Source organism: Streptococcus sp. 27098_8_76, from assembly GCF_041432315.1.
GTDB lineage: Bacteria > Bacillota > Bacilli > Lactobacillales > Streptococcaceae > Streptococcus.
Genome location: NZ_JAPVZI010000013.1, coordinates 1 through 18781, shown reverse-complemented (window position 1 = coordinate 18781; position 18781 = coordinate 1). Strand labels below are relative to the sequence as shown.

General features: G+C 42.3%; 21 protein-coding genes. 2 read left to right on the top strand and 19 right to left on the bottom strand.

From position 1 onward, the window contains the following. Positions 1 to 149: 149 nt before the first annotated feature. The 8 genes from O3636_RS09205 to O3636_RS09170 form a co-directional block, all read right to left on the bottom strand. Positions 150 to 611, bottom strand: a complete 462-nt coding sequence (locus O3636_RS09205; RefSeq protein WP_371642797.1) for an ECF transporter S component — start codon at positions 609 to 611, stop codon at positions 150 to 152. Next, positions 589 to 1362: a bifunctional hydroxymethylpyrimidine kinase/phosphomethylpyrimidine kinase gene (locus tag O3636_RS09200; RefSeq protein WP_371642795.1), complete on the bottom strand. Its 774-nt coding sequence runs from the start codon at positions 1360 to 1362 to the stop codon at positions 589 to 591. Before O3636_RS09200 ends, O3636_RS09205 begins: the two co-directional genes overlap by 23 nt. Then, positions 1352 to 2101, bottom strand: a complete 750-nt coding sequence (truA, locus tag O3636_RS09195) for a tRNA pseudouridine(38-40) synthase TruA (RefSeq protein WP_261013178.1) — start codon at positions 2099 to 2101, stop codon at positions 1352 to 1354. Before truA ends, O3636_RS09200 begins: the two co-directional genes overlap by 11 nt. A 99-nt stretch (positions 2102 to 2200) precedes the next feature. Further along, positions 2201 to 3352, bottom strand: coding sequence for an MFS transporter (locus O3636_RS09190; RefSeq protein WP_261023023.1), 1152 nt, complete (start codon positions 3350 to 3352; stop codon positions 2201 to 2203). A gap of 126 nt (positions 3353 to 3478) precedes the next feature. Then, complete coding sequence (locus O3636_RS09185) at positions 3479 to 4108, bottom strand: Pr6Pr family membrane protein (RefSeq protein ID WP_371642792.1); 630 nt, start codon at positions 4106 to 4108, stop codon at positions 3479 to 3481. A gap of 2 nt (positions 4109 to 4110) precedes the next feature. After that, complete coding sequence (locus tag O3636_RS09180; RefSeq protein ID WP_120718914.1) at positions 4111 to 4449, bottom strand: zinc ribbon domain-containing protein YjdM; 339 nt, start codon at positions 4447 to 4449, stop codon at positions 4111 to 4113. 129 nt (positions 4450 to 4578) lie between these two features. Continuing rightward, positions 4579 to 5250 (bottom strand): (d)CMP kinase, encoded by a 672-nt coding sequence (gene cmk, locus O3636_RS09175; RefSeq protein ID WP_000849398.1) that lies wholly within the window; start codon positions 5248 to 5250, stop codon positions 4579 to 4581. An 8-nt stretch (positions 5251 to 5258) separates the two neighbouring features. Further along, positions 5259 to 5729, bottom strand: a complete 471-nt coding sequence (locus tag O3636_RS09170) for an SAG1386/EF1546 family surface-associated protein (RefSeq protein ID WP_143952369.1) — start codon at positions 5727 to 5729, stop codon at positions 5259 to 5261. Between the two features lie 45 nt (positions 5730 to 5774). Here O3636_RS09170 and O3636_RS09165 point away from each other — a divergent pair, with 45 nt between their 5' ends. Next, positions 5775 to 5981, top strand: coding sequence for a ferredoxin (locus O3636_RS09165; RefSeq protein ID WP_173270218.1), 207 nt, complete (start codon positions 5775 to 5777; stop codon positions 5979 to 5981). 50 nt (positions 5982 to 6031) lie between these two features. Here O3636_RS09165 and O3636_RS09160 read toward each other — a convergent pair whose 3' ends face one another. The 6 genes from O3636_RS09160 to O3636_RS09135 form a co-directional block, all read right to left on the bottom strand. Next, the gene (locus O3636_RS09160) at positions 6032 to 6997 is read right to left on the bottom strand and encodes a glycosyltransferase family 2 protein (RefSeq protein ID WP_371642790.1); all 966 of its coding nucleotides are present in this window, start codon (positions 6995 to 6997) and stop codon (positions 6032 to 6034) included. 1 nt (position 6998) lies between these two features. Continuing rightward, positions 6999 to 8018 carry a UDP-glucose 4-epimerase GalE gene (gene galE / locus O3636_RS09155; protein WP_371642788.1) on the bottom strand — a complete coding sequence of 340 codons (1020 nt, stop codon included), beginning with the start codon at positions 8016 to 8018 and terminating at the stop codon, positions 6999 to 7001. Positions 8019 to 8117: 99 nt separating this feature from the next. Continuing rightward, positions 8118 to 9221, bottom strand: a complete 1104-nt coding sequence (locus O3636_RS09150) for an NAD(P)/FAD-dependent oxidoreductase (RefSeq protein ID WP_371642786.1) — start codon at positions 9219 to 9221, stop codon at positions 8118 to 8120. Positions 9222 to 9237: 16 nt separating this feature from the next. Beyond that, complete coding sequence (locus O3636_RS09145) at positions 9238 to 10035, bottom strand: Nif3-like dinuclear metal center hexameric protein (protein ID WP_371642783.1); 798 nt, start codon at positions 10033 to 10035, stop codon at positions 9238 to 9240. Further along, complete coding sequence (locus tag O3636_RS09140) at positions 10022 to 10699, bottom strand: tRNA (adenine(22)-N(1))-methyltransferase TrmK (protein ID WP_371642781.1); 678 nt, start codon at positions 10697 to 10699, stop codon at positions 10022 to 10024. Before O3636_RS09140 ends, O3636_RS09145 begins: the two co-directional genes overlap by 14 nt. A 102-nt stretch (positions 10700 to 10801) precedes the next feature. After that, the gene (locus O3636_RS09135) at positions 10802 to 13138 is read right to left on the bottom strand and encodes a cation-translocating P-type ATPase (RefSeq protein WP_371642844.1); all 2337 of its coding nucleotides are present in this window, start codon (positions 13136 to 13138) and stop codon (positions 10802 to 10804) included. 132 nt (positions 13139 to 13270) lie between these two features. On the opposite strand from O3636_RS09135, the gene O3636_RS09130 reads away from it, so the two are divergent. Next, entirely contained in the window at positions 13271 to 14020 is a 750-nt protein-coding gene (locus O3636_RS09130) for a lysophospholipid acyltransferase family protein (protein WP_371642780.1), read from the top strand. A 39-nt stretch (positions 14021 to 14059) separates the two neighbouring features. Here the strand turns inward: O3636_RS09130 and O3636_RS09125 are convergent, their stop codons facing one another. The 5 genes from O3636_RS09125 to O3636_RS09105 all read right to left on the bottom strand — a co-directional run bounded on the left by O3636_RS09125 (position 14060) and on the right by O3636_RS09105 (position 18420). Continuing rightward, positions 14060 to 14752 carry an alpha/beta hydrolase-fold protein gene (locus O3636_RS09125; protein WP_371642778.1) on the bottom strand — a complete coding sequence of 231 codons (693 nt, stop codon included), beginning with the start codon at positions 14750 to 14752 and terminating at the stop codon, positions 14060 to 14062. Then, positions 14733 to 15743, bottom strand: a complete 1011-nt coding sequence (locus O3636_RS09120) for an ABC transporter substrate-binding protein (protein ID WP_371642776.1) — start codon at positions 15741 to 15743, stop codon at positions 14733 to 14735. Before O3636_RS09120 ends, O3636_RS09125 begins: the two co-directional genes overlap by 20 nt. Positions 15744 to 15762: 19 nt before the next feature. Continuing rightward, positions 15763 to 16518, bottom strand: a complete 756-nt coding sequence (locus O3636_RS09115) for an ABC transporter ATP-binding protein (RefSeq protein WP_371642774.1) — start codon at positions 16516 to 16518, stop codon at positions 15763 to 15765. Between the two features lies 1 nt (position 16519). Further along, positions 16520 to 17566 (bottom strand): FecCD family ABC transporter permease, encoded by a 1047-nt coding sequence (locus O3636_RS09110; RefSeq protein WP_371642772.1) that lies wholly within the window; start codon positions 17564 to 17566, stop codon positions 16520 to 16522. Positions 17567 to 17799: 233 nt separating this feature from the next. Further along, a complete protein-coding gene (locus tag O3636_RS09105) occupies positions 17800 to 18420 on the bottom strand; it encodes a CadD family cadmium resistance transporter (RefSeq protein WP_045611205.1) in 621 nt (206 codons plus the stop codon). Positions 18421 to 18781 lie beyond the last annotated feature (361 nt).

Sequence of the window (18781 nt, the reverse complement as noted above, 5' to 3'; positions counted from 1 at the left end):
CCTGATACTATGCGTTTTTCTTATTTGAAAGACTTTTTACTCAGCCTCTTTATACTTGCAAACCAGGAAGCTAGCCGCAGGTTACTCAAAACAATGTTTTGAGGTTGCAGATGGAAGCTGACGTGGTTTGAAGAGATTTTCGAAGAGTATTACTTAATCTTCTTGATACTTTGACTAAGCACAAACCCTACAACCATTCCCACGATATTTTGCATTAAATTTGGTAAAATTTCTGGTAGGGCTGCTGCCCAGCCATTCATCAATGTAGAACCCAAGGCGTAACCCCCTACCATGGCAATCGTTGCTAAGATAAGGCCTAACCACTGAGTTTTTCCTTTAAATCCTGCGAAAAATCCCTGCAAGCCATGGTTGACCAAGCTAAAGAACATCCACTGAGGATAGCCTGATAAGAGGTCAATCAAGAAACCTGCTAGTCCTCCTACTACAGCCCCTTCACGACTACCAAAGTAAAAGGCCGCGAAGAAGACACCCGCATCTAAGAGAGTTAGAATGCCTGTCGGTGTTGGAATTTTTAAGAAATAACCTAGAACCACAGAGAGGGCGGTTAATAGGGATACAAGGGCGATTTTAGTTGTTTTGGTTTGCTTCATATTGTCTTACTCCATACTGATCTGCTTGTGCAATGGCACGATAAACGAAAGCCTTAGAGCTTTCTACTGCTGGTAAAAGTTCATCACCTTTGACTAGGTGACTGGCAATGCTAGAGGCAAAGGTACAACCTGCACCAGCATTTTGCCCTTGGATGACAGGATTTTCTAGGACTGTAAATTTTTGTCCGTCATAAAAGACATCTACAGCCTTGTCCTGACTAAGGCGATTGCCTCCCTTGATAATGACTGCTGGCGCTCCTAAGTCATGCAATTTCTGTGCTGCAGTTTTCATATCTTCCAAGCTTTTAATTTCCTGACCAGCCAATAATTCTGCTTCAGGAAGATTAGGCGTAATCACACTGACATGAGGGAAAAAGCGAATCAACTCTTGGCAGAGTTCACTAACTGCTACGTCGTGCGTTTCCTTGCAGACCAAGACAGGATCCAGAACCACAGGCACTCCTGGGCGTTGTTTGATAAAGTCCAATGCCTTCTCAGCCACACTGACAGTAGGAAGAAGACCAATCTTAATTCCCCCAAACTCCACATCACGCAAGCTATCTAATTCATGTTGAAAAATGGCATCGTCAGTTGGAAAGACTTCAAATCCTTTTTCTGTCAAGGCTGTCAAACAGGTCACTGCTACAAAGCCATGCAAGCCGTTCAAGGTATAGGTAGCCAAATCCGCGGACAAACCACCACCACTAAAAATATCATTTCCAGAAAGTGCTAAAATACGATTATTCTTCATAACGAATCTCCTTTAAATACAAACCATTTGGTGCTGCAGTGGGACCTGCAAGTTGCCTGTCCTTTTTCTCCAAGATCAGGTCAATCTGCTCCACTGGCATACGATTATTCCCGATTTTGAGCAGTGTCCCCACCATATTGCGAATCTGTTTATACAAGAAACCATTTCCTGAAAAGGTAAAGGTCAAAAATTGCCCTGTCTCATCAACCCTGAGACTAGCTTTTGTAATGGTGCGAACCTTATCCTCCACACTGGTTCCAGAAGCTGTAAAGCCTGTGAAATCGTGGGTGCCCTCTAGCTTTTTGACAGCCTCCTGCATCCGCTCCACATCGAGCGGATAAGGAAAGTGAGTAGCGTAGTGACGGCGCATGGGATTTTTAGGACGGCCCCTATCCACGATAAACTCATAAGTCTTGCTGTGCTTGGCATAACGACAATGAAAATCATCCGCCACAAGCTCAATTGAAATCACATCAATATCTTCAGGGGACTGGGTGTCCAAGGCAAAGCGAAGTTTTTCCTCATCCATTTGATATGGCAAGTCAAAATGAATAACTTGTCCCAGAGCATGGACTCCACTATCAGTCCTACCAGCACCGTGAACGGTAATGGCTTGGCCCTTATTCAATCTAGTCAAGGTTTTTTCAATTTCTTCCTGAACGCTCCGCGCATGGGGCTGACGCTGAAAACCAGCAAAGGCGTAACCATCATAGGAAATAGTTGCTTTATATCTCGTCATAACCTCTATTTTATCAAGAAAATAATCTGTAAACAAGGGTCTAAAACAAATATTGTCTGGGTACAAAATTCACAAAAAGAAAAACTTAGGAAACCAATCCTAAGCTCTCTTTTGAAGTAAGTACATGACAAAGATAGATGTTACAATTAACCAAGATCCTAAGATAGCAAAGACCAACATCCCATTGTGAGTTAATAACCCAATTGCACCTAGAACGAATGGAGTCGTAAAGGCTCCGAAACTACAGCCTAAAACTGCAAATGAAGTTGCTTGATTGAGGAGTTTAGCTGGAATTCGTTCAGAGACCAGTTGAAAGACCGTCGTCAAGGCTACACTGTAGGCAAAACCAGCCAGAATACTCCCTGCCACTACAACCCACAAGGATGGAGACAAGGCAATCACAATTTGCCCTAAGCCAAAGGTAATACCTGACCATAGGAGCAGTTTCTCTTTAAAGATAGAAATCAAGAAAGAAAAACTCACACCAGCCACAATCCCGATTAACTGCATGACACTAAGAACAAAACTAGATAACTGGGCGTCTCCAAGCCCTCTTTCCACCATCAAGCTTGGAATACGGATGGTAATAGCTGTATTGGTACAAACTACAACTGCCGCTTCGATAGCTAGGATAAAAATCAAGCCTTTCATTTCCCGAGTTAAGCGACTTGCTTCCTTCTCCTTTTTCCTAACTTCTTTCTTTTCTTTTCCATAAGGGACAAAGAGCAGATAGAGGATCAGCACCAAAAATCCAGCACTATAAGCTAAGAAAGTAGCTGTCCAACCAAAAGCTAACAACTGGCCAACTGCCAAGGTAATGAGAGAAGCTCCAACGACCTCTGCAGAGCCACGTAGCCCTAGCATCTGAATTCGTGTTTTTCCTTGATAACGTTCACTGATAATGGAAATGGCCTTGGCATTGATCATCCCAACACCCAAACCAAAAAGAATCCGTGTTCCAAAGACAAAGGGATAGGCTTGATACCAGAAGGGAGCCGTCCCGCTCAGTGATAAAATCAGCAAGCCCAAACTAATCTGTAAGCGCTCAGGAAATATTTTTTCTAAGAAACCATTTAGTAATAACATAATCATGATTCCAAAGGAAGGCAAGCTCGCCAAGAGCTCAATTTGTTCCTTAGGATAGCCTTGATAATAGTCAAACATAGCTGGCAGGGCACTCGAGATGGAAAAGGACGTAATCAAAACGAGGGAGAGAGCCAAAATACTGGCCCGTTCTAAAAATTGTTTCATGAAATCTCTTTCTATATTTTCTCTTAATCTTCTGTCTCTTTTGATAGTTATCAAATAAGCAAGAAAAGAAGAAGCCTCTTTAGTGTATAGACTCCTTCTTAAACTCGAAAATGAATCCCTTGTGTCTTAGGATAATTTTCTCTTGATTTGCTTGATAAAGTAGAAGATAAATCCTGCCACCATATAGGCAACAAAGATAATCAGACACCACTTGAACACGACATCCCAACCCTTGTTTACGTTCAAAAAGAAGTAAGGGAAGGGACTGACCTTAGAATTAGGAACATCAAGTTTCAGTACCAAGCCATTAAAAAGAGCAAAAATCATATACAGCAAGGGTAAAATCGTCCACACAACTGGATCCCAAATCTTGTATTGACCCTGTTTATCAAAAAAGAGGGTATCTACTAAAAACCAAAGGGGAACGATATAGTGGCAAAGGAAATTTTCTAGAGTATAAAAATTAGTCGCAATTGGCGCTAAGAGGAAATGATAAATCACACAGGTAATCATGATACTCATGGTGACCCCACCTTTTAAGCGCAAGAGACTTGGTCTTTGCCAGTTTTCACCTAAACGGCTCATAACCTTTAGGAGATAGAGCGTAAAAATCGCGACTAAAAGGTTGGACAGAACCGTATAATAGAGCAACATCCCAAATCCACCATGCTTGGCGATTTCAAGATAAACTCCCGTAAAAGCCGCTAGAAACAAGAAGATACGGCTATAAAATACAAGTTTATAGTGTTTCGACATGCTTAAATTTTCTTCACAAACTCTGATTTAAGTTTCATGGCACCAAAGCCATCAATTTTACAGTCGATATTGTGGTCGCCTTCTACGATGCGGATATTTTTCACGCGCGTCCCTTGTTTCAAATCTTTTGGCGCACCTTTTACTTTCAAGTCCTTGATGAGGGTTACAGTATCACCGTCAGCCAATTTATTTCCGTTGGCATCGATAGCGACAAGACCTTCTTCTACTTCTGCAACTTCAGCAGGATTCCACTCATAAGCACACTCTGGGCAAACCAGTAGGGCACCGTCTTCGTAGACATACTCTGAGTTACATTTTGGGCAATTTGGTAGGTTGTTCATGGTTTCTCCTTATCATCATTCACTATTCTTTGAAAATCAAAATTTCTCGAACAGCAACTATTATACCTTAAAATCAGCATTTTGACAAATTTAGAAAAAACCGATATCAATCTATCGGCTTTTCTACATTTACATTCTTTTTTCAGCTTCTGCTTTGATTTTTTCAACTACTTCTTGAATGTTCAAACCAGTTGTATCAAGGTAGACAGCATCCTCTGCTTGTTTGAGAGGTGAAGTCTCACGATGACTATCCTTGTAGTCACGCGCAGCAATTTCCTCTTTTAGAGTTTCAAGGTCTGTTTCAATTCCCTTGGCAATATTTTCCTTGTAACGGCGCTCTGCTCTTTCATCTACCGAAGCTACTAGGAAAATTTTCAATTCTGCTTGTGGCAATACAACAGTCCCAATATCGCGACCATCCATGACAATACCGCCTTGTTGGGCAATCTCTTGTTGGAGGGAAACTAGTTTCTCACGTACTTGAGGAATTGCTGCAATAGCAGAAACATGATTGGTCACTTCATTTTCACGAATAGGATGGGTAATATCCACATCCCCTACAAAGACAAGCTGTTCTCCAGTTTCTGAGCGTCCAAAACTGATTGGATGCTGGTCCAACAAGGCTAAAAGCTCCTCAATCTCTTCCACTCCTAACTGGTTCTTGAGAGCCATATAGGTCGCCGCACGATACATAGCACCTGTATCTAGGTAGGTGTATCCAAAGTCTTTAGCAATAATCTTTGCGACCGTACTCTTACCACTTGAAGCAGGGCCGTCAATAGCAATTTGAATTGTTTTCATATCAACTCCTATTTTATTTTGACAACATCACCTGGATTAGCAAACCAAGACCCTGTAGCCATATGACTAGGATTTAAGGCTTCTAACTGAGCAATCGAAATCCCAGCGCGAGCCGCAATGGCTGCTTCTCCTTCTCCAGCTAAGACTTTTGTCGTCCCTTCTGGATCTGTAGCTTCCTCCGAGTGTTCAGAAGAAGATTCTGAACTCTGTTCAGGCTGGGAACTACTAGAAGATGAAATCTGTACTACATTTGCGTCTGAATCGTGAAAATCTTTCAAGGCTGCTGTGCGATTACTCCCACCTGATGAAAGATAGATGAGAACAATAATCATCACCACCACAATTACAAAGAAAATACTGGCTAGGATCGTCAAGACACGATTGGCCACTACATCTCTACCTTGAGTTCTCTTACGACGTTCTGATCTTGTTTCTTCTTGATTTTCATAAATATCTTCTTGCCACGGTTCTTTTGCCATACCTTACTCCTTGTTTTTTTTTACTTTTCTTATTACAATATAAATATGAAAATCACACTTATACCTGAACGATGCATCGCCTGTGGGCTTTGCCAAACTTATTCTGATTTATTTGATTACCACGATAATGGAATCGTGCGTTTTTACGATGATCCTGACCAGCTGGAAAAAGAAATTTCTCCTTGTCAGGATGTCTTAGAGGCTGTTAAAAATTGCCCAACTCGCGCCCTGATTGGAAACCAGGAAGCCTAAATCAATGGCGATAATCCACTCCCTCTAGTTTAGCACATTTCCATGTAAAATTATAGTCTTTTCACTTTATTTTTTTCTGTAAAATCAGGAAGGTCGCTTTTTTCTTTGATAAGATAAAGTGGTCTTTTTTTGGTCTCTAGATAAATCTTACTGATGTACTTGCCGAGAATCCCAATGGTCAAGAGTTGGATTCCACCAAGAAAGAGAATAACAGCCATCAGAGAGGTCCAACCTGATGTCGGATTGCCCAAAATGAGAGTCCTAACCACAACAAAAAAGGTCATTAGCAGAGAAATGAAACAAGATAGGAGACCAGCCGCAAAGGCGATAATCAAGGGAAAATCTGAAAAATTAACAATCCCTTCAATGGAGTAGAAAAAAAGTTGCCTAAAACTCCAACTGGTCTTACCAGCCTGCCTTTCGACATTGGGATAGTCCAGATAGTGTGTTTTAAAACCTACCCAGGCAAAGAGCCCCTTTGAAAAACGATTGGACTCGGTCAAAGCTAAAATAGCATTGACTACAGACCTTCTCATCATGCGAAAATCACGGACACCTGACGGTAAGGCTACTGGGCTGATTTTTTTCATAAGGCGATAAAAGAGATTAGCGCAGAGACTACGTAAAACTGGTTCTCCCTCCCGACTGGTTCTCCGTGTTCCAACACAGTCCAAATCTGCATTTTGGTCTAGTAAGTTTTTCATCTCAAGCAACATACTAGGAGGATCCTGCAGGTCTGCATCCATCACCACTACCAAATCTCCTGTCGCATATTGCAAGCCTGCATAAAGAGCTGCTTCTTTGCCAAAATTTCGAGAGAAAGAAATATAATGCACTGCCGGATTTTGTTCCCGATAGACCTTTAAAAGTTGCAAGGTCCCATCACTTGATCCATCATCGACAAAGACATACTCGATTTCTGTTTCCAAATCTGGAAGTAAAGATTCCAAAGCCTGATAAAAAAGAGGAAGTACTTCCTCTTCGTTTAAACAGGGGACAATGATTGACATCACCATCTTAGTCTTCAAATCCATTTGGATGCTTGCTTTGCCAACGCCATGCGTCTTCACACATTTGGGTGATGTCGAGTTCTGCTTCCCAGCCGAGTTCTGCTTTGGCTTTTGCAGGATCTGAGTAGCAGGCTGCAATATCCCCTGGGCGACGGTCTACGATGCGGTAAGGAATTGGGCGTCCCACTGCTTTTTCCATATTTTGGATAATTTCAAGAACTGAATAGCCTTTCCCTGTTCCAAGGTTATAAATGTTTAGGCCTGAATCTTTTTGGATTTTTTTCAGAGCTGCGACGTGACCTTTAGCCAAATCAACAACGTGGATATAGTCACGAACACCAGTTCCATCTTCCGTATCGTAATCGTCTCCAAACACTTGCACTTGCTCTAGTTTTCCAACGGCTACTTGCGTCACATATGGCAGGAGGTTATTTGGAATACCGTTTGGATTTTCTCCCAAATCACCACTCTCATGGGCTCCGATTGGGTTAAAGTAACGAAGCAAGACCACATTCCATTCTGAGTCTGCTTTGTAAATATCCGTCAAAATTTCCTCTAGCATAAGCTTAGTACGGCCATATGGATTGGTCACTGAAAGTGGGAAATCTTCCAAGATTGGCACTGTATGAGGATCTCCATAAACTGTCGCAGAAGAACTGAAAATGATATTTTTACAGTTGTTTTCTTCCATGACTTTCAAAAGGCTAACAGTTCCTGCGATATTGTTGTCATAATAGGCAAGAGGGATACGGGTAGATTCTCCAACAGCCTTCAAACCAGCAAAGTGAATGACCCCTGTTGGTTCTTCTTGTTTGAAAATGTCTCTGAGGGTATCTGTGTCACGGATATCTGCCTCATAGAAAGGCACTTCAACTCCTGTAATTCTCTCAACAACTCCTAAACTTTTTCTGTTACTATTAACAAGGTTATCCACCACAACAACCTGATGACCTGCTTGGATTAACTCAATAACAGTGTGGGTTCCAATAAAACCTGCACCACCCGTTACCAAAATCTTTTCTTGCATCTTTGTTCCTCGATTCTCGGATTTTTTCTTATTTTACCATTTTTGATAGGGAATGTCATTTACAATCCTAGGGGGTAGGATAAAATTTCAGTAAAATATTTATTCGATTTTTAGTCGTTTGACATAGTTTTCAATTGGGTAGTTTGCTGGGTCTAAGGTCATTTCCCTGCTTTGGATCAGTTGAGCTAGATGGTAACCAATGATAGGACCAGTTGTGAGGCCTGATGAACCTAGTCCACTGGCTGCATAGACACCTGCCAATTCTGGCACCTGCCCAAAGAAAGGTGAGAAATCACTAGTGTATGCACGGATTCCCACACGCTCACCAGCTCTGGTAGCTTCTACTAAACTAGGATAGCAAGGCAGGGCTGCCTCCTCTATTTGTTGGAGTAAGGTTTCATCTACCGTCAAATCAAATCCCATGTCATTTTCATGAGTAGCGCCTAGGGATAATTTCCCACCTGCAAAAGGAATCAAATCCCACTCCCCTTCTGGCATAACCACAGGGTAAGCTTCCATGTCTTGGGCAAGCCTATAATCTCGGAGTTGTCCTTTTTGGGGACGAACATCTACTTCATAACCTAAAGGCTCTAACAGGTGTCCCAACCAAGCTCCCGTTGCCAAAACAACCTGCTCAAACACCTCTTCGCCAATCTGGTAGCCTGATGATAAGGGTGTCAGAGTCACTTTTTCTTTGATCAGCTTGACCTGACTTGCTTCTAACAAACGAGTCACTAAAAGCTGGCCATCTACTCTCGCTCCACCAGAAGCGTAGAGCAGGTGGTCAAATCCCTGCAAGCCAGGGAATAATTCGTTAGCTGATGCTTGGTCCAGAATAGCTAATTGCCCTATCAAGGGAGATTCTTCTCTGCGCTGGAGCGCTAGTTGATAGAGTTCTTCCAACTTAGTTTCATCCTTTTTCAGGAGAAAGACTCCCGAACGCTGGTAAAAGTTGATTTCTTGCCCTGACTTCTCTAAATCAGCTAATAAATCCACATAAAAGTCAGCCCCCAAGCGCGCCATTTTGTACCAGGCCTTATTGCGGCGTTTGGAAAACCAAGGGCTGATAATTCCTGCTGCGGCCTTGGTAGCCTGACCTTGTCCATGGTCAAAGACGGTTACTTCTAGGTCACTTTCTTTAGAGAGGTAGTAGGCAGCTGTTGCACCTACAATCCCTGCTCCGATAATGGCAACTTTTTTCATTGTTTTCACTTTCTAACTAGATATGGTGGAAAGGATTGGTCGATGCTTGACTAGGTACAATATCGATTGTCCAGCCTTTTTCCTCTTTCCATTGATTAAGAAGCTCTGCAATTTTTTCCACAAAAAGCACTTCAATATAGTGACCTGGGTCCAATGCCAGTAACCCATCAGACAACATATCCTGGGCAGTGTGGTAGTAAATATCACCAGTGATATAAACATCTGCCCCCTTTGCCAAAGCATCCTTATAGAAAGACTGCCCACTACCACCACAGATGGCCACTCTTGAAATAGGCTTCTGTAAATCAGTCTCTTGATAATGCACCAATCGAAGACTATCTAAACCAAAGACTTGCTTGACATTCTGGGCCAATTCCCCAAAAGTCTGAGGCTGAACATTCCCGATACGACCAATTCCACGTTCAGGACCTGTCTCCTGAAGATAAGTCGTCTCCTCAATGCCTAGCATCTGACAAAACCAATCATTGAGGCCATTTTCAACGATGTCAATATTGGTATGGCTGACATAAACTGCAATGTCATGCTTGATGAGATCAATGTAAATCTGATTTTGTGGACGGCTAGCTACCAAATCCTTGATGGGACGGAAAATCGGTGCGTGCTTGACAATAATCAAGTCCACACCCTTTTCAATGGCTTCAACCACCGTTTCTTCACGAATATCCAGAGCCACCATGACCCTTTGGATATCCTTGTCTAAAGTGCCAATTTGCAGACCACGACTGTCTCCTTCCATTGAAAATTCCTGAGGGCAAAAGGATTCATATGCGTTAATTACTTCACTTGCTAGCATGGAGAACCTCCTTGATGGCTTGAATTTTATCTACTAGAACTTGACGTTCTTCCAGATTTTTTTCTGGAATTTGTCCGAGGGCAAACTCTAGCTTAACAGCTTCTTTTTGCCATTTTTGGACAAAGACTGGACTGACTTCTTTGGACAAAAAAGGACCAAAGCGGACATCGCTGGCTGATAACTTCATTTGTCCTGCCTCCACCACCAAAATCTCGTAAAACTTGCCAGCTTCTTCTAAGATGCTTTCAGCTACAATTTGAAATCCGTTCTCTTGTAGCCAGATACGCAAGTCGTCTTCACGATTATTGGGCTGGAGAATCAAACGCTCTACATTAGCTAACTTGTCCAAGCCTTCTTCTAAAATCCTAGCAATCAAACGACCACCCATACCAGCAATGGTAATGACAGACACTTGGTCTGCCTCTTCAAAAGCTGCCAAGCCATTGGCTAAACGAACCTGGATTTTTTCCTTTAGGCCGTGAGCCTCAACATTTTTGACCGCAGACTGATAGGGGCCTTCCACCACCTCACCTGCAATGGCACTTTCGATTTGTCCTCTCTCGACCAACTCGATAGGCAAATAAGCATGGTCACTCCCCACATCTAGTAAAATGGCAGCCTGGGGCACAAAGGAAGCCACTAACTCTAATCTCTTTGAAATCATCTTCTCTCACTTTCCAAAACTCTATTACCTCTTATTATACCACATTTCAGCTAGCACTCCTGTACCTAAAAAAGACCGCAATCCACAGATTGCAGCCTTTCTTTATTTTCTGGCTTGATAGCGACTAGTCAGGATGAAAATCACGGTAAAGACAGCCATCATGACAAGGTAAACAGGGAATGTTTGTCCTGTAAGTGTCGAAATTTCAAGCAGTTTTTGAATTCTTGGGAAGAGAGCTGTGGCTAGGAAGCCTCCTACTGACCAAACAATCAAGAGGACACGCCATAGGGTAAATGGCATGCAGGCTCTAAATACGGATAAGAAACCAATTGACCCCAAGAGATAATAGAGTAGGGTTGAGATTTCTAACTCAGACCAACCTTGGCTACTTCCAAATATTTTCACAAAAAGAACGCTGAACACAACCATGAGAGCGCTTGGTAGGGCACGAAGCATGGATCTTCTGAGGAAGTTTGGCTCAACAGGTTTGATATTTCGCTCAAAAGTCAGAACGAATGGTGGGAAACCTTCCACGAACTGGTCAATCATGGTAATCTGGATTGGAATGAAGGGGAAAATCAAGATCCACTCAGATCGTCCCAGAAGAGCACTGGCGATACAGATAACTGCGAGCAAGAAAGAATAGATGGTCTTTATCAAGAAAATCGGGGCTATGTGGGCAATGTTATTGACCACACGACGGCCTTCAAAGAGAATCTCAGGAACATCATTAAAGTCAGAGTTCAAAAGAACCAGATTAGCAATCTGACGAGTCGCTGGGTCTCCCTCCGCCATCACGATGGAACAGTCCGCCTCACGAAGAGCCAAGATATCATTGACTCCGTCCCCTGTCATAGCTGTTGTATGCCCTGCTTTTTTCAGCGTTTGAATGATGAGTTTCTTTTGATGAGGGGAAACACGTCCAAAAATAGCTGTCTCCTCAGCCATAGCAATCAATTCCTCATCTGTGATTTTCGAGCAATCTACATAGCTATGGTAGTCCGCAAAACCAGCCTTCTGAGCAATGCTGGACACAGTAACTGGATTGTCACCAGAAATAATCTTGAGTCCCACTTCCTGAGAACGGAGATAGTCCAGCGTCTCTGCTGCTCCTTCTCGAATAGGATCCAAAATTTCCAACAAGGCTAGAGCCTGAATATCAGATGGTTTCTGCGGCTGGTGATGGTCTAATTTTTCCTGACTGAGGGCTAAGACCAAGACACGTGAACCTCTCTCCAAGGCCTCCCTGGCTTCTGGGACTTCAGAATCCAGCAACATCTCAGGTGCCCCTAAGAAGACTGTCCCCAAACCTTCCAATTCCATAGCACCCCATTTCCGGTCGCTTGAGAAAGGCAGATTAGAGATCATAGGATAGGCAACCTGTCCTTGGAAACGCTGGCGAATAGCTTGGGCAGTTGGATTTTTATCTTCACTATGGACTATGTAGCTAGTCAGGATGATGGAAATAGTCTCATCACCATAAGTTTCCGTCAGCGGAAGGACAGCTTCCACCTGCATCTTTCCTTGGGTGATGGTGCCCGTCTTGTCCAGACAGAGCATATCCACACGCGCCAAGGTCTCAACAGAGTACATCTCCTGCACCAAGACCTTTTTCAAGCCCAACTTAATCACCGCTGTCAAGAGCGAAGTAATGGTCAAAAGGGCAATTCCCTTGGGCAACATCCCCAAAAGGGCTGTCGACGAGTTTACAACGGATGACTTGAGAGGCAAGCCTTTTAAAAGCAAAGCTTCTAGCAAGAGAGCTAGACCAAAAGGAATGATAATTTTCCCAGTAAAACCAGCCAACTTGTCCAGCGATTTCATGATACGAGAGTTGATTGGTTTAACGGTCTTGGCTTCCAGCATGAGTTTGGCAGCATAGTTGTCTGCACCGACATGGTGAACTTGAGCTAAAACTGACCCACTGGCTAGGAAACTTCCTGACAAAAGCAAGGAGTCAACTTCCTTTTGCACCAAATCACTTTCCCCCGTTAACATGGCTTCATTGACTTCCGCAAAGCCTTCCAAAACCAAGGCATCACTGGGAATCTGCTCTCCAGCAGACAGACGAATCACATCTCTTAACACCAATTCTTCAGGATTCAGAGCCACTTCCTGACCATCACGAATAGTTTTGACCTTTTCCTTGGTCATGAGATTGAGCTTGTCCACCATGTGTTTAGCCCGCAGCTCGGTCACAATTCCAGAAAAAGCGTTAAAGCAGATAACGGCAAAGAAGACCAGATTGCTCCAAGCCTGCACAAAGGCAAGTGCCAAAGCAATGACAAAGTTCAAAGCGTTAAAAAGGGTAAAGACATTTCGTTTAACGATTTGCCAAGTACTGGTACTGGCCGAAGCAGTAAAATCATTGACCAAGCCCTTAGCCTGTCTTTCCTTGACTTCTCTTTGGGTTAATCCCATAATCTTATTTTTATCCATAAATTCTATCATATCATTTTTTCTAAAAGAATTCTAATCTCATCCCAAATATGCACCTAGTCAAGGGAAAAGTTTGCCAGCCCTCCTTTGATAAGGTATAATAATAACAAGAAAATAATCGAAGGAGATCGCATGTTTTATACTTATTTACGTGGATTGGTTGTCTTGCTCCTATGGTCCATCAATGGCAATGCCCACTATCATAATACTGATAAAATTCCTAATCAAGATGAAAATTATATTTTGGTTGCGCCTCACCGCACCTGGTGGGATCCTGTTTACATGGCCTTTGCGACCAAACCAAAACAGTTTATCTTTATGGCCAAAAAAGAACTCTTTACTAACCGTATCTTTGGTTGGTGGATTCGTATGTGTGGTGCTTTTCCTATCGACCGTGAAAATCCTAGCGCCTCTGCCATCAAATATCCTATCAATGTTCTTAAAAAAAGTGATCGCTCTCTCATCATGTTTCCAAGTGGAAGCCGTCACTCAAACGATGTCAAGGGTGGCGTAGCTCTGATTGCTAAGATGGCCAAGGTCCGTATCATGCCGGTTACCTACACAGGTCCTATGACCTTGAAAGGCTTGGTTAGCCGCGAGCGTGTTGATATGAACTTCGGAAATCCAATTGATATCTCAGATATCAAGAAAATGAATGATGAAGGCATTGAAACAGTCGCCAATCGCATCCAAGTAGAATTTCAACGTCTGGACCAAGAAACGAAACAATGGCACAATGATAAAAAACCAAACCCACTCTGGTGGTTTATCCGCATCCCTGCCCTCATCCTTGCCATTATCCTCGCTATCCTAACCATCATCTTTAGCTTTATCGCAAGCTTCATCTGGAATCCAGATAAAAAGAGAGAAAAACTTGGTTAAATACAACAATCCCTTGGCTTTTGCCAAGGGATAATTCTTTTATTCTATTTTCCATTCTTGAGCCAACCAGCCAGAAAAGGCCAGAAAGCGTTCAGCCACTTGTTCATGATGCCCATAAGGATCAAAGACAAACTGACCTGTTGAATAGCTTTTCTGAAGACTAGTATGAATCTTCTCGGCATAGACTGGTGCTTGAGCCAAGCGATTGCTATGATTGACTCCTTCTGTTTGACCATTCTGTAAATACAGCAAACAATCTAGATTTTTCACTGTCTCTTCCTTGCAGTAAGTCACAAAATCAGGATACCAAAAAGAACCGCAGATAGAGAAAACACAGGAAACCTTGTCAAAGCTGAAAAGACTGTAGACTGCCGCCAAACCACCTAGTGAGGAGCCTCCATAAGCAAGGCGAGTTTCATCCAGGCGATAAAGCGACTGCAACTTGTCCAAAAGACCTCCAAATAAACAATCATGATAGACGTTGGCCTGACCTCCAAAATCTGGAGCTCCCTCTCTCAGAGCCGATGCCTGCCAGGGAGTGTAGTCGTCTAAGCGATTTTTAGAGGTCAAGCCCACTAAAATCACAGATTCGGAAAGGGAGGATAGGAAGTCCAAGTTTCCATCATTCAATAAAATAGCCGGATAGGTTTGATTGGGGTCGTAGGTAGAAGGAAGGCTAATTTTGACTTGAATTCCTTCCCAATCAAACTCATTATTTATTGATAAAGTCATTGATTTTCTCAAGGGAATCAATCACTGCTGGACCATAGTCCATCAATTCATCGTAAGATATGGTCATGATTTTTTGATTCTTAATAGCAGGAACGCTTTCCAAAACCGCATTTGCCTTCATCAACTCTACTGCTTTTTCATCCAATTTTTTATTGCGGTCGCTGGTTACATAGATAATCAATTCAGGATCCATTGATACGAGATTTTCCAAGGTCAAGCCTGATGTCCCCGTAGCAACGTTTGTATAACCAAGTTGGTTCAGCAAGCTTTCTTGCAAAGCAGACTTGTAAGCACCAAAGGTTTGATCATTATAAGCAACCATAATCAAAGCCTTTTTCTTTTCACCTTGGCTTGCTGGATTTGCTTTCTTAACAGCGTCAATTTTAGTTTGTAATTGGGCTGCGTATTCATTAGCCTTGTCCTGAACATTAAAAATCATTCCAAGATTTTTGACATCTTCTACAATATTTTCCAAATCTTGCTGAATCGTTGAGAGAGAAGCTTTTTGCGTATAGACTGGGATTTTATTTTCATTCCAAGTGCTAACTGCCCCCAAGGATTTTTCAGAAAACATCATGTTTCGCCCCATCACTGCATCTGGCTCATAAGAAAGGACTGTCTCTTGTGAGACTGTTTTTTTATCCCCAATTTGAGGAATCGTCGCAATCGCGTCCTTATATTTATCTCTTACAGCATTGTCTGGATTGAGCATGCCAACAATTTTATCCTTCAACCCCAACTCCAATAAGATTTCAGTGGTTGAAAGATTGTTGGTGATAACTTTTTCAGGTGCCTTGTCAAAAACTTGTTCGACTTCATTTCCCTTAGCATCATAGGTTTTGACTGTAAGGGGATAAGTCGTCTCTGTGCTCGCCTTTTGACTTGTTTCTGTGCTAGATTGTGTAGTAGCTTTTTCTGTAGTAGTGTTACCACAAGCTGCCAAAGTTAAGGTAGCTACTGTTACCAGTAAAATACTAAGTGTTTTTTTCATCTTGTTTTCCTTTTCATTCTTATAAATAGTGAATCATGGCTTGCTGATCCTCGGTCCAAGTCACCTGACTTTGAACGCCGTATACAGTTTGCAACGACTCAGGGGTGATGGTCTCCTTTGGAGTCCCTTGGTAAAGGATTTCTCCCTCTTTCATCAGATAGAGATAATCCGAATAGCGACAAGCAAGTTGAATATCATGTAGGACAGCTAGAACATTGACCTTGAGATTTTTCACAATGGCTAACAAGTCTAGCTGATACTTGATATCCAGGTGATTGGTTGGTTCGTCTAGGAGCAAGAGAGTCGGTTCTTGCGCCAAGGCGCGAGCTAACAAAACTCGCTGTTTCTCCCCCCCTGACAGAGAAGAATAGAGACGAGTTTTCTTCTCAAGCATATCCACCTTAACGAGGGCATCTTGAACGAGGGCATAATCCCTTTCCTTTTCCTTCTGTAAAAAAGAGAGGTGGGGAGTTCTTCCCAGCAAGACGATTTCCTCAACTGTACAATCAAACTGCAATTGATTAAACTGAGTGACAACTGCCATTTGCTTGGCTGTTTCTTTGAGTGACCAATGTTCCAGTGGCTTTCCATCTAGGCTTATCAAGCCTTTGTCCGCCTTTTCCTGACGATAGAGAAGTTTAAGTAGACTGGTTTTCCCGCTTCCATTTGGGCCTAATATCGTGTGAAATTGATTCCCTTCAACCTTAAGAGAGACTCCTTTGAGGATTTTTTTCTCCCCTAGTCCAAAATGGATGTCCTGACAAATCAAATCCATATCAGCCCCTCACCTCCCTTCGCCTACCCCCAACAATGTAGATAAAGAAGGGAGCACCTACTAAGGCTGTGAAAATACCAATAGGAAGCTCTGCGTTTGGAATGATGATACGAGAGAGTACGTCTGCCCAGATGACAAAGAGGGCACCCAGCAAGGTTGCAACAGGAAAAAGCCTCTTGTAATTCGTTCCTACTAACCCTCGAGCTAAATGTGGAGTAATCAGACCGACAAATCCAATAATCCCACAGGTTGCAACTAAGACTGCTGTCAGCACAGCCACCATGGTCACATAAAGATACCAATAAAAGCGTAAGGGAATGCCCAAAGTTAAAGCAGCCTCATCTCCCATCATCATCGCATTGAAAACACGATACTGAGTAGAGAAAAATAGGAAGGCCATTCCTACTACTATAGTTGGCAGAACCAAGTCTGCCCAGGAAGTCCCAGCGAGCGAGCCCATGGTCCAAAACTTAATGGTCATCACACTATCCGCATTAGCGCCAACTGATATAATAAAGTTTGAAAAAGCCAGAAAGAGAGCGTTGACCACCGTTCCTGATAAGATCAGACTGGAAGTCGTCATCCTTCCCTGCATAGAGGCAATGATGAGGACAGCAATTGTTGCCAAAATAGCTCCAAGAAAAGCTCCAAGGCTAATCATCACTTTTAAACCAAGAATGATGCTCAAGGTTGCTCCTAGAGTTGCACCCGCAGATATTCCTAAGACATAAGGCTCTGCGATGGGATTGTTCACTGTAGACTGCATCACGCTACCACACATAGAAAGGCCTGCTCCTACTATCAGGCCTAACAATACTCGAGGGAATCTCATATTCCATACAATGGCAAGAGTGGACTTGGAAACCTCTCCTATCTCAAGAGAAAATCCTAACCTGCTCAAAATAATCCGATAGGTATCTCCTAGATCAATCGCAACAGATCCCATTGAAACTGCTAGAAAGAGAGAAATCCCTAAAATACCTAGCAAAATAACTAAAAGTAACACAAATTGCTGGTCTTGTCGGCTTCCAGAAAATTTGGAAAGCATGCAAACCTCCTTTGATAGAATCTTAAAAATTTAGAAAATTCTCATGAAAAGTATACCATATTTTCAACAATGGAACAAGATGAGAAAAATAAATATAGTTGGTCTTACAGTGCTAATAATCGTAACCGAAGATTATACTTGAGCATACCAAGGTAAGGTGACAACATAAAAAGCCCTCTGAAGTCAGAGAGCTGATTTGAGCTCGGGCCAAAATCCTAGTGAAACAAAAAAATCTACACGATCAGAAAAGTCTCTATCGTGCCATTTTCATACATGATGTATAGTCCAAGTAGAATGAATACTAAGGGCACAATGATTCGCTCGTATTTTTCAATTGTCTCGAATATTAAGGGAATAGAGGATAACACCCGACTAATCTCGCATAAGATAATTATGCCGATTACAAACACAAGCAAGGCCACGAGGGTCTGTGACCAATCTAACGAAGCAAAATAAGGTATATAGATACCTAAATTATCTCCGCCAGACGCAATTGTCAGCAATGTAACTGTCCAAAACAGTTGATTTGCCTTGCTTTGTTCTAATCTTTCAATAATTTCTTCCTCTTCTTCCTCTTCTTCCTCACCTTCTCCAACAATTGCAAAGCGAATCCCTAAATAGATAGGGATTAAACCAAGCAATCCAACCATCCATTCTTCAGGCACGAAATTAACGACATAAGCAGCAACTAAACTCGCCCCTACAAGTAAGCCTGTGCCTAGATATTGCCCCGCATAAATATGCCATTTTTGTTTATTCTGTGATAGCTGTGCAAATAAAATAAATAAAATAATTAAATAATCGATACTGGTGGAAATATAAACACCAATAGCAGATATGATTGTCTGTCCCATAAAAACCTCCTGTATTGGTCAGTAATAAATCAGTAGATTTTAGGAAAGCACAGACACATTAATTTAGCTATCGCTAGTGGGTAATGTCGAACATAGGAAAGCATTTTTACTCCTCCTCAAAACGTAGTTACAAAGTAATTTCTAACTGAAATTCGGTGACTACTTCCATGTAAAGTATAACATATTATACTTTACTTCGTAAAGTGTGGGCTCTCCGAAGGAGCTTGCAGACAGCTACTCGGCTTTTCAAGCCGAGTAGCTACGCACCCTTATGGTGTAATTAGCTGATACCATTTGAGGTTTTTGTAGTCTCCAAAATTGTGACCGATAAAACCTCAATAAAAAAGCCCTCTGAAAATCA

Bases quoted from the DNA above. Each gene is read 5' to 3' on its own strand.
- O3636_RS09190 (WP_261023023.1), bottom strand. From the start codon at position 3,352: ATGAAACAATTTTTAGAACGGGCCAGTATTTTGGCTCTCTCCCTCGTT.
- O3636_RS09120 (WP_371642776.1), bottom strand. From the start codon at position 15,743: ATGAAAAAAACACTTAGTATTTTACTGGTAACAGTAGCTACCTTAACT.
- galE (WP_371642788.1), bottom strand. From the start codon at position 8,018: ATGCAAGAAAAGATTTTGGTAACGGGTGGTGCAGGTTTTATTGGAACC.
- O3636_RS09200 (WP_371642795.1), bottom strand. From the start codon at position 1,362: ATGAAGAATAATCGTATTTTAGCACTTTCTGGAAATGATATTTTTAGT.
- O3636_RS09115 (WP_371642774.1), bottom strand. From the start codon at position 16,518: ATGGATTTGATTTGTCAGGACATCCATTTTGGACTAGGGGAGAAAAAA.
- O3636_RS09135 (WP_371642844.1), bottom strand. From the start codon at position 13,138: ATGGATAAAAATAAGATTATGGGATTAACCCAAAGAGAAGTCAAGGAA.
- O3636_RS09140 (WP_371642781.1), bottom strand. From the start codon at position 10,699: ATGATTTCAAAGAGATTAGAGTTAGTGGCTTCCTTTGTGCCCCAGGCT.
- O3636_RS09165 (WP_173270218.1), top strand. From the start codon at position 5,775: ATGAAAATCACACTTATACCTGAACGATGCATCGCCTGTGGGCTTTGC.
- O3636_RS09160 (WP_371642790.1), bottom strand. From the start codon at position 6,997: ATGGTGATGTCAATCATTGTCCCCTGTTTAAACGAAGAGGAAGTACTT.
- O3636_RS09205 (WP_371642797.1), bottom strand. From the start codon at position 611: ATGAAGCAAACCAAAACAACTAAAATCGCCCTTGTATCCCTATTAACC.
- O3636_RS09130 (WP_371642780.1), top strand. From the start codon at position 13,271: ATGTTTTATACTTATTTACGTGGATTGGTTGTCTTGCTCCTATGGTCC.
- O3636_RS09110 (WP_371642772.1), bottom strand. From the start codon at position 17,566: ATGCTTTCCAAATTTTCTGGAAGCCGACAAGACCAGCAATTTGTGTTA.
- O3636_RS09185 (WP_371642792.1), bottom strand. From the start codon at position 4,108: ATGTCGAAACACTATAAACTTGTATTTTATAGCCGTATCTTCTTGTTT.
- truA (WP_261013178.1), bottom strand. From the start codon at position 2,101: ATGACGAGATATAAAGCAACTATTTCCTATGATGGTTACGCCTTTGCT.
- cmk (WP_000849398.1), bottom strand. From the start codon at position 5,250: ATGAAAACAATTCAAATTGCTATTGACGGCCCTGCTTCAAGTGGTAAG.
- O3636_RS09105 (WP_045611205.1), bottom strand. From the start codon at position 18,420: ATGGGACAGACAATCATATCTGCTATTGGTGTTTATATTTCCACCAGT.
- O3636_RS09180 (WP_120718914.1), bottom strand. From the start codon at position 4,449: ATGAACAACCTACCAAATTGCCCAAAATGTAACTCAGAGTATGTCTAC.
- O3636_RS09150 (WP_371642786.1), bottom strand. From the start codon at position 9,221: ATGAAAAAAGTTGCCATTATCGGAGCAGGGATTGTAGGTGCAACAGCT.
- O3636_RS09170 (WP_143952369.1), bottom strand. From the start codon at position 5,729: ATGGCAAAAGAACCGTGGCAAGAAGATATTTATGAAAATCAAGAAGAA.
- O3636_RS09145 (WP_371642783.1), bottom strand. From the start codon at position 10,035: ATGCTAGCAAGTGAAGTAATTAACGCATATGAATCCTTTTGCCCTCAG.
- O3636_RS09125 (WP_371642778.1), bottom strand. From the start codon at position 14,752: ATGACTTTATCAATAAATAATGAGTTTGATTGGGAAGGAATTCAAGTC.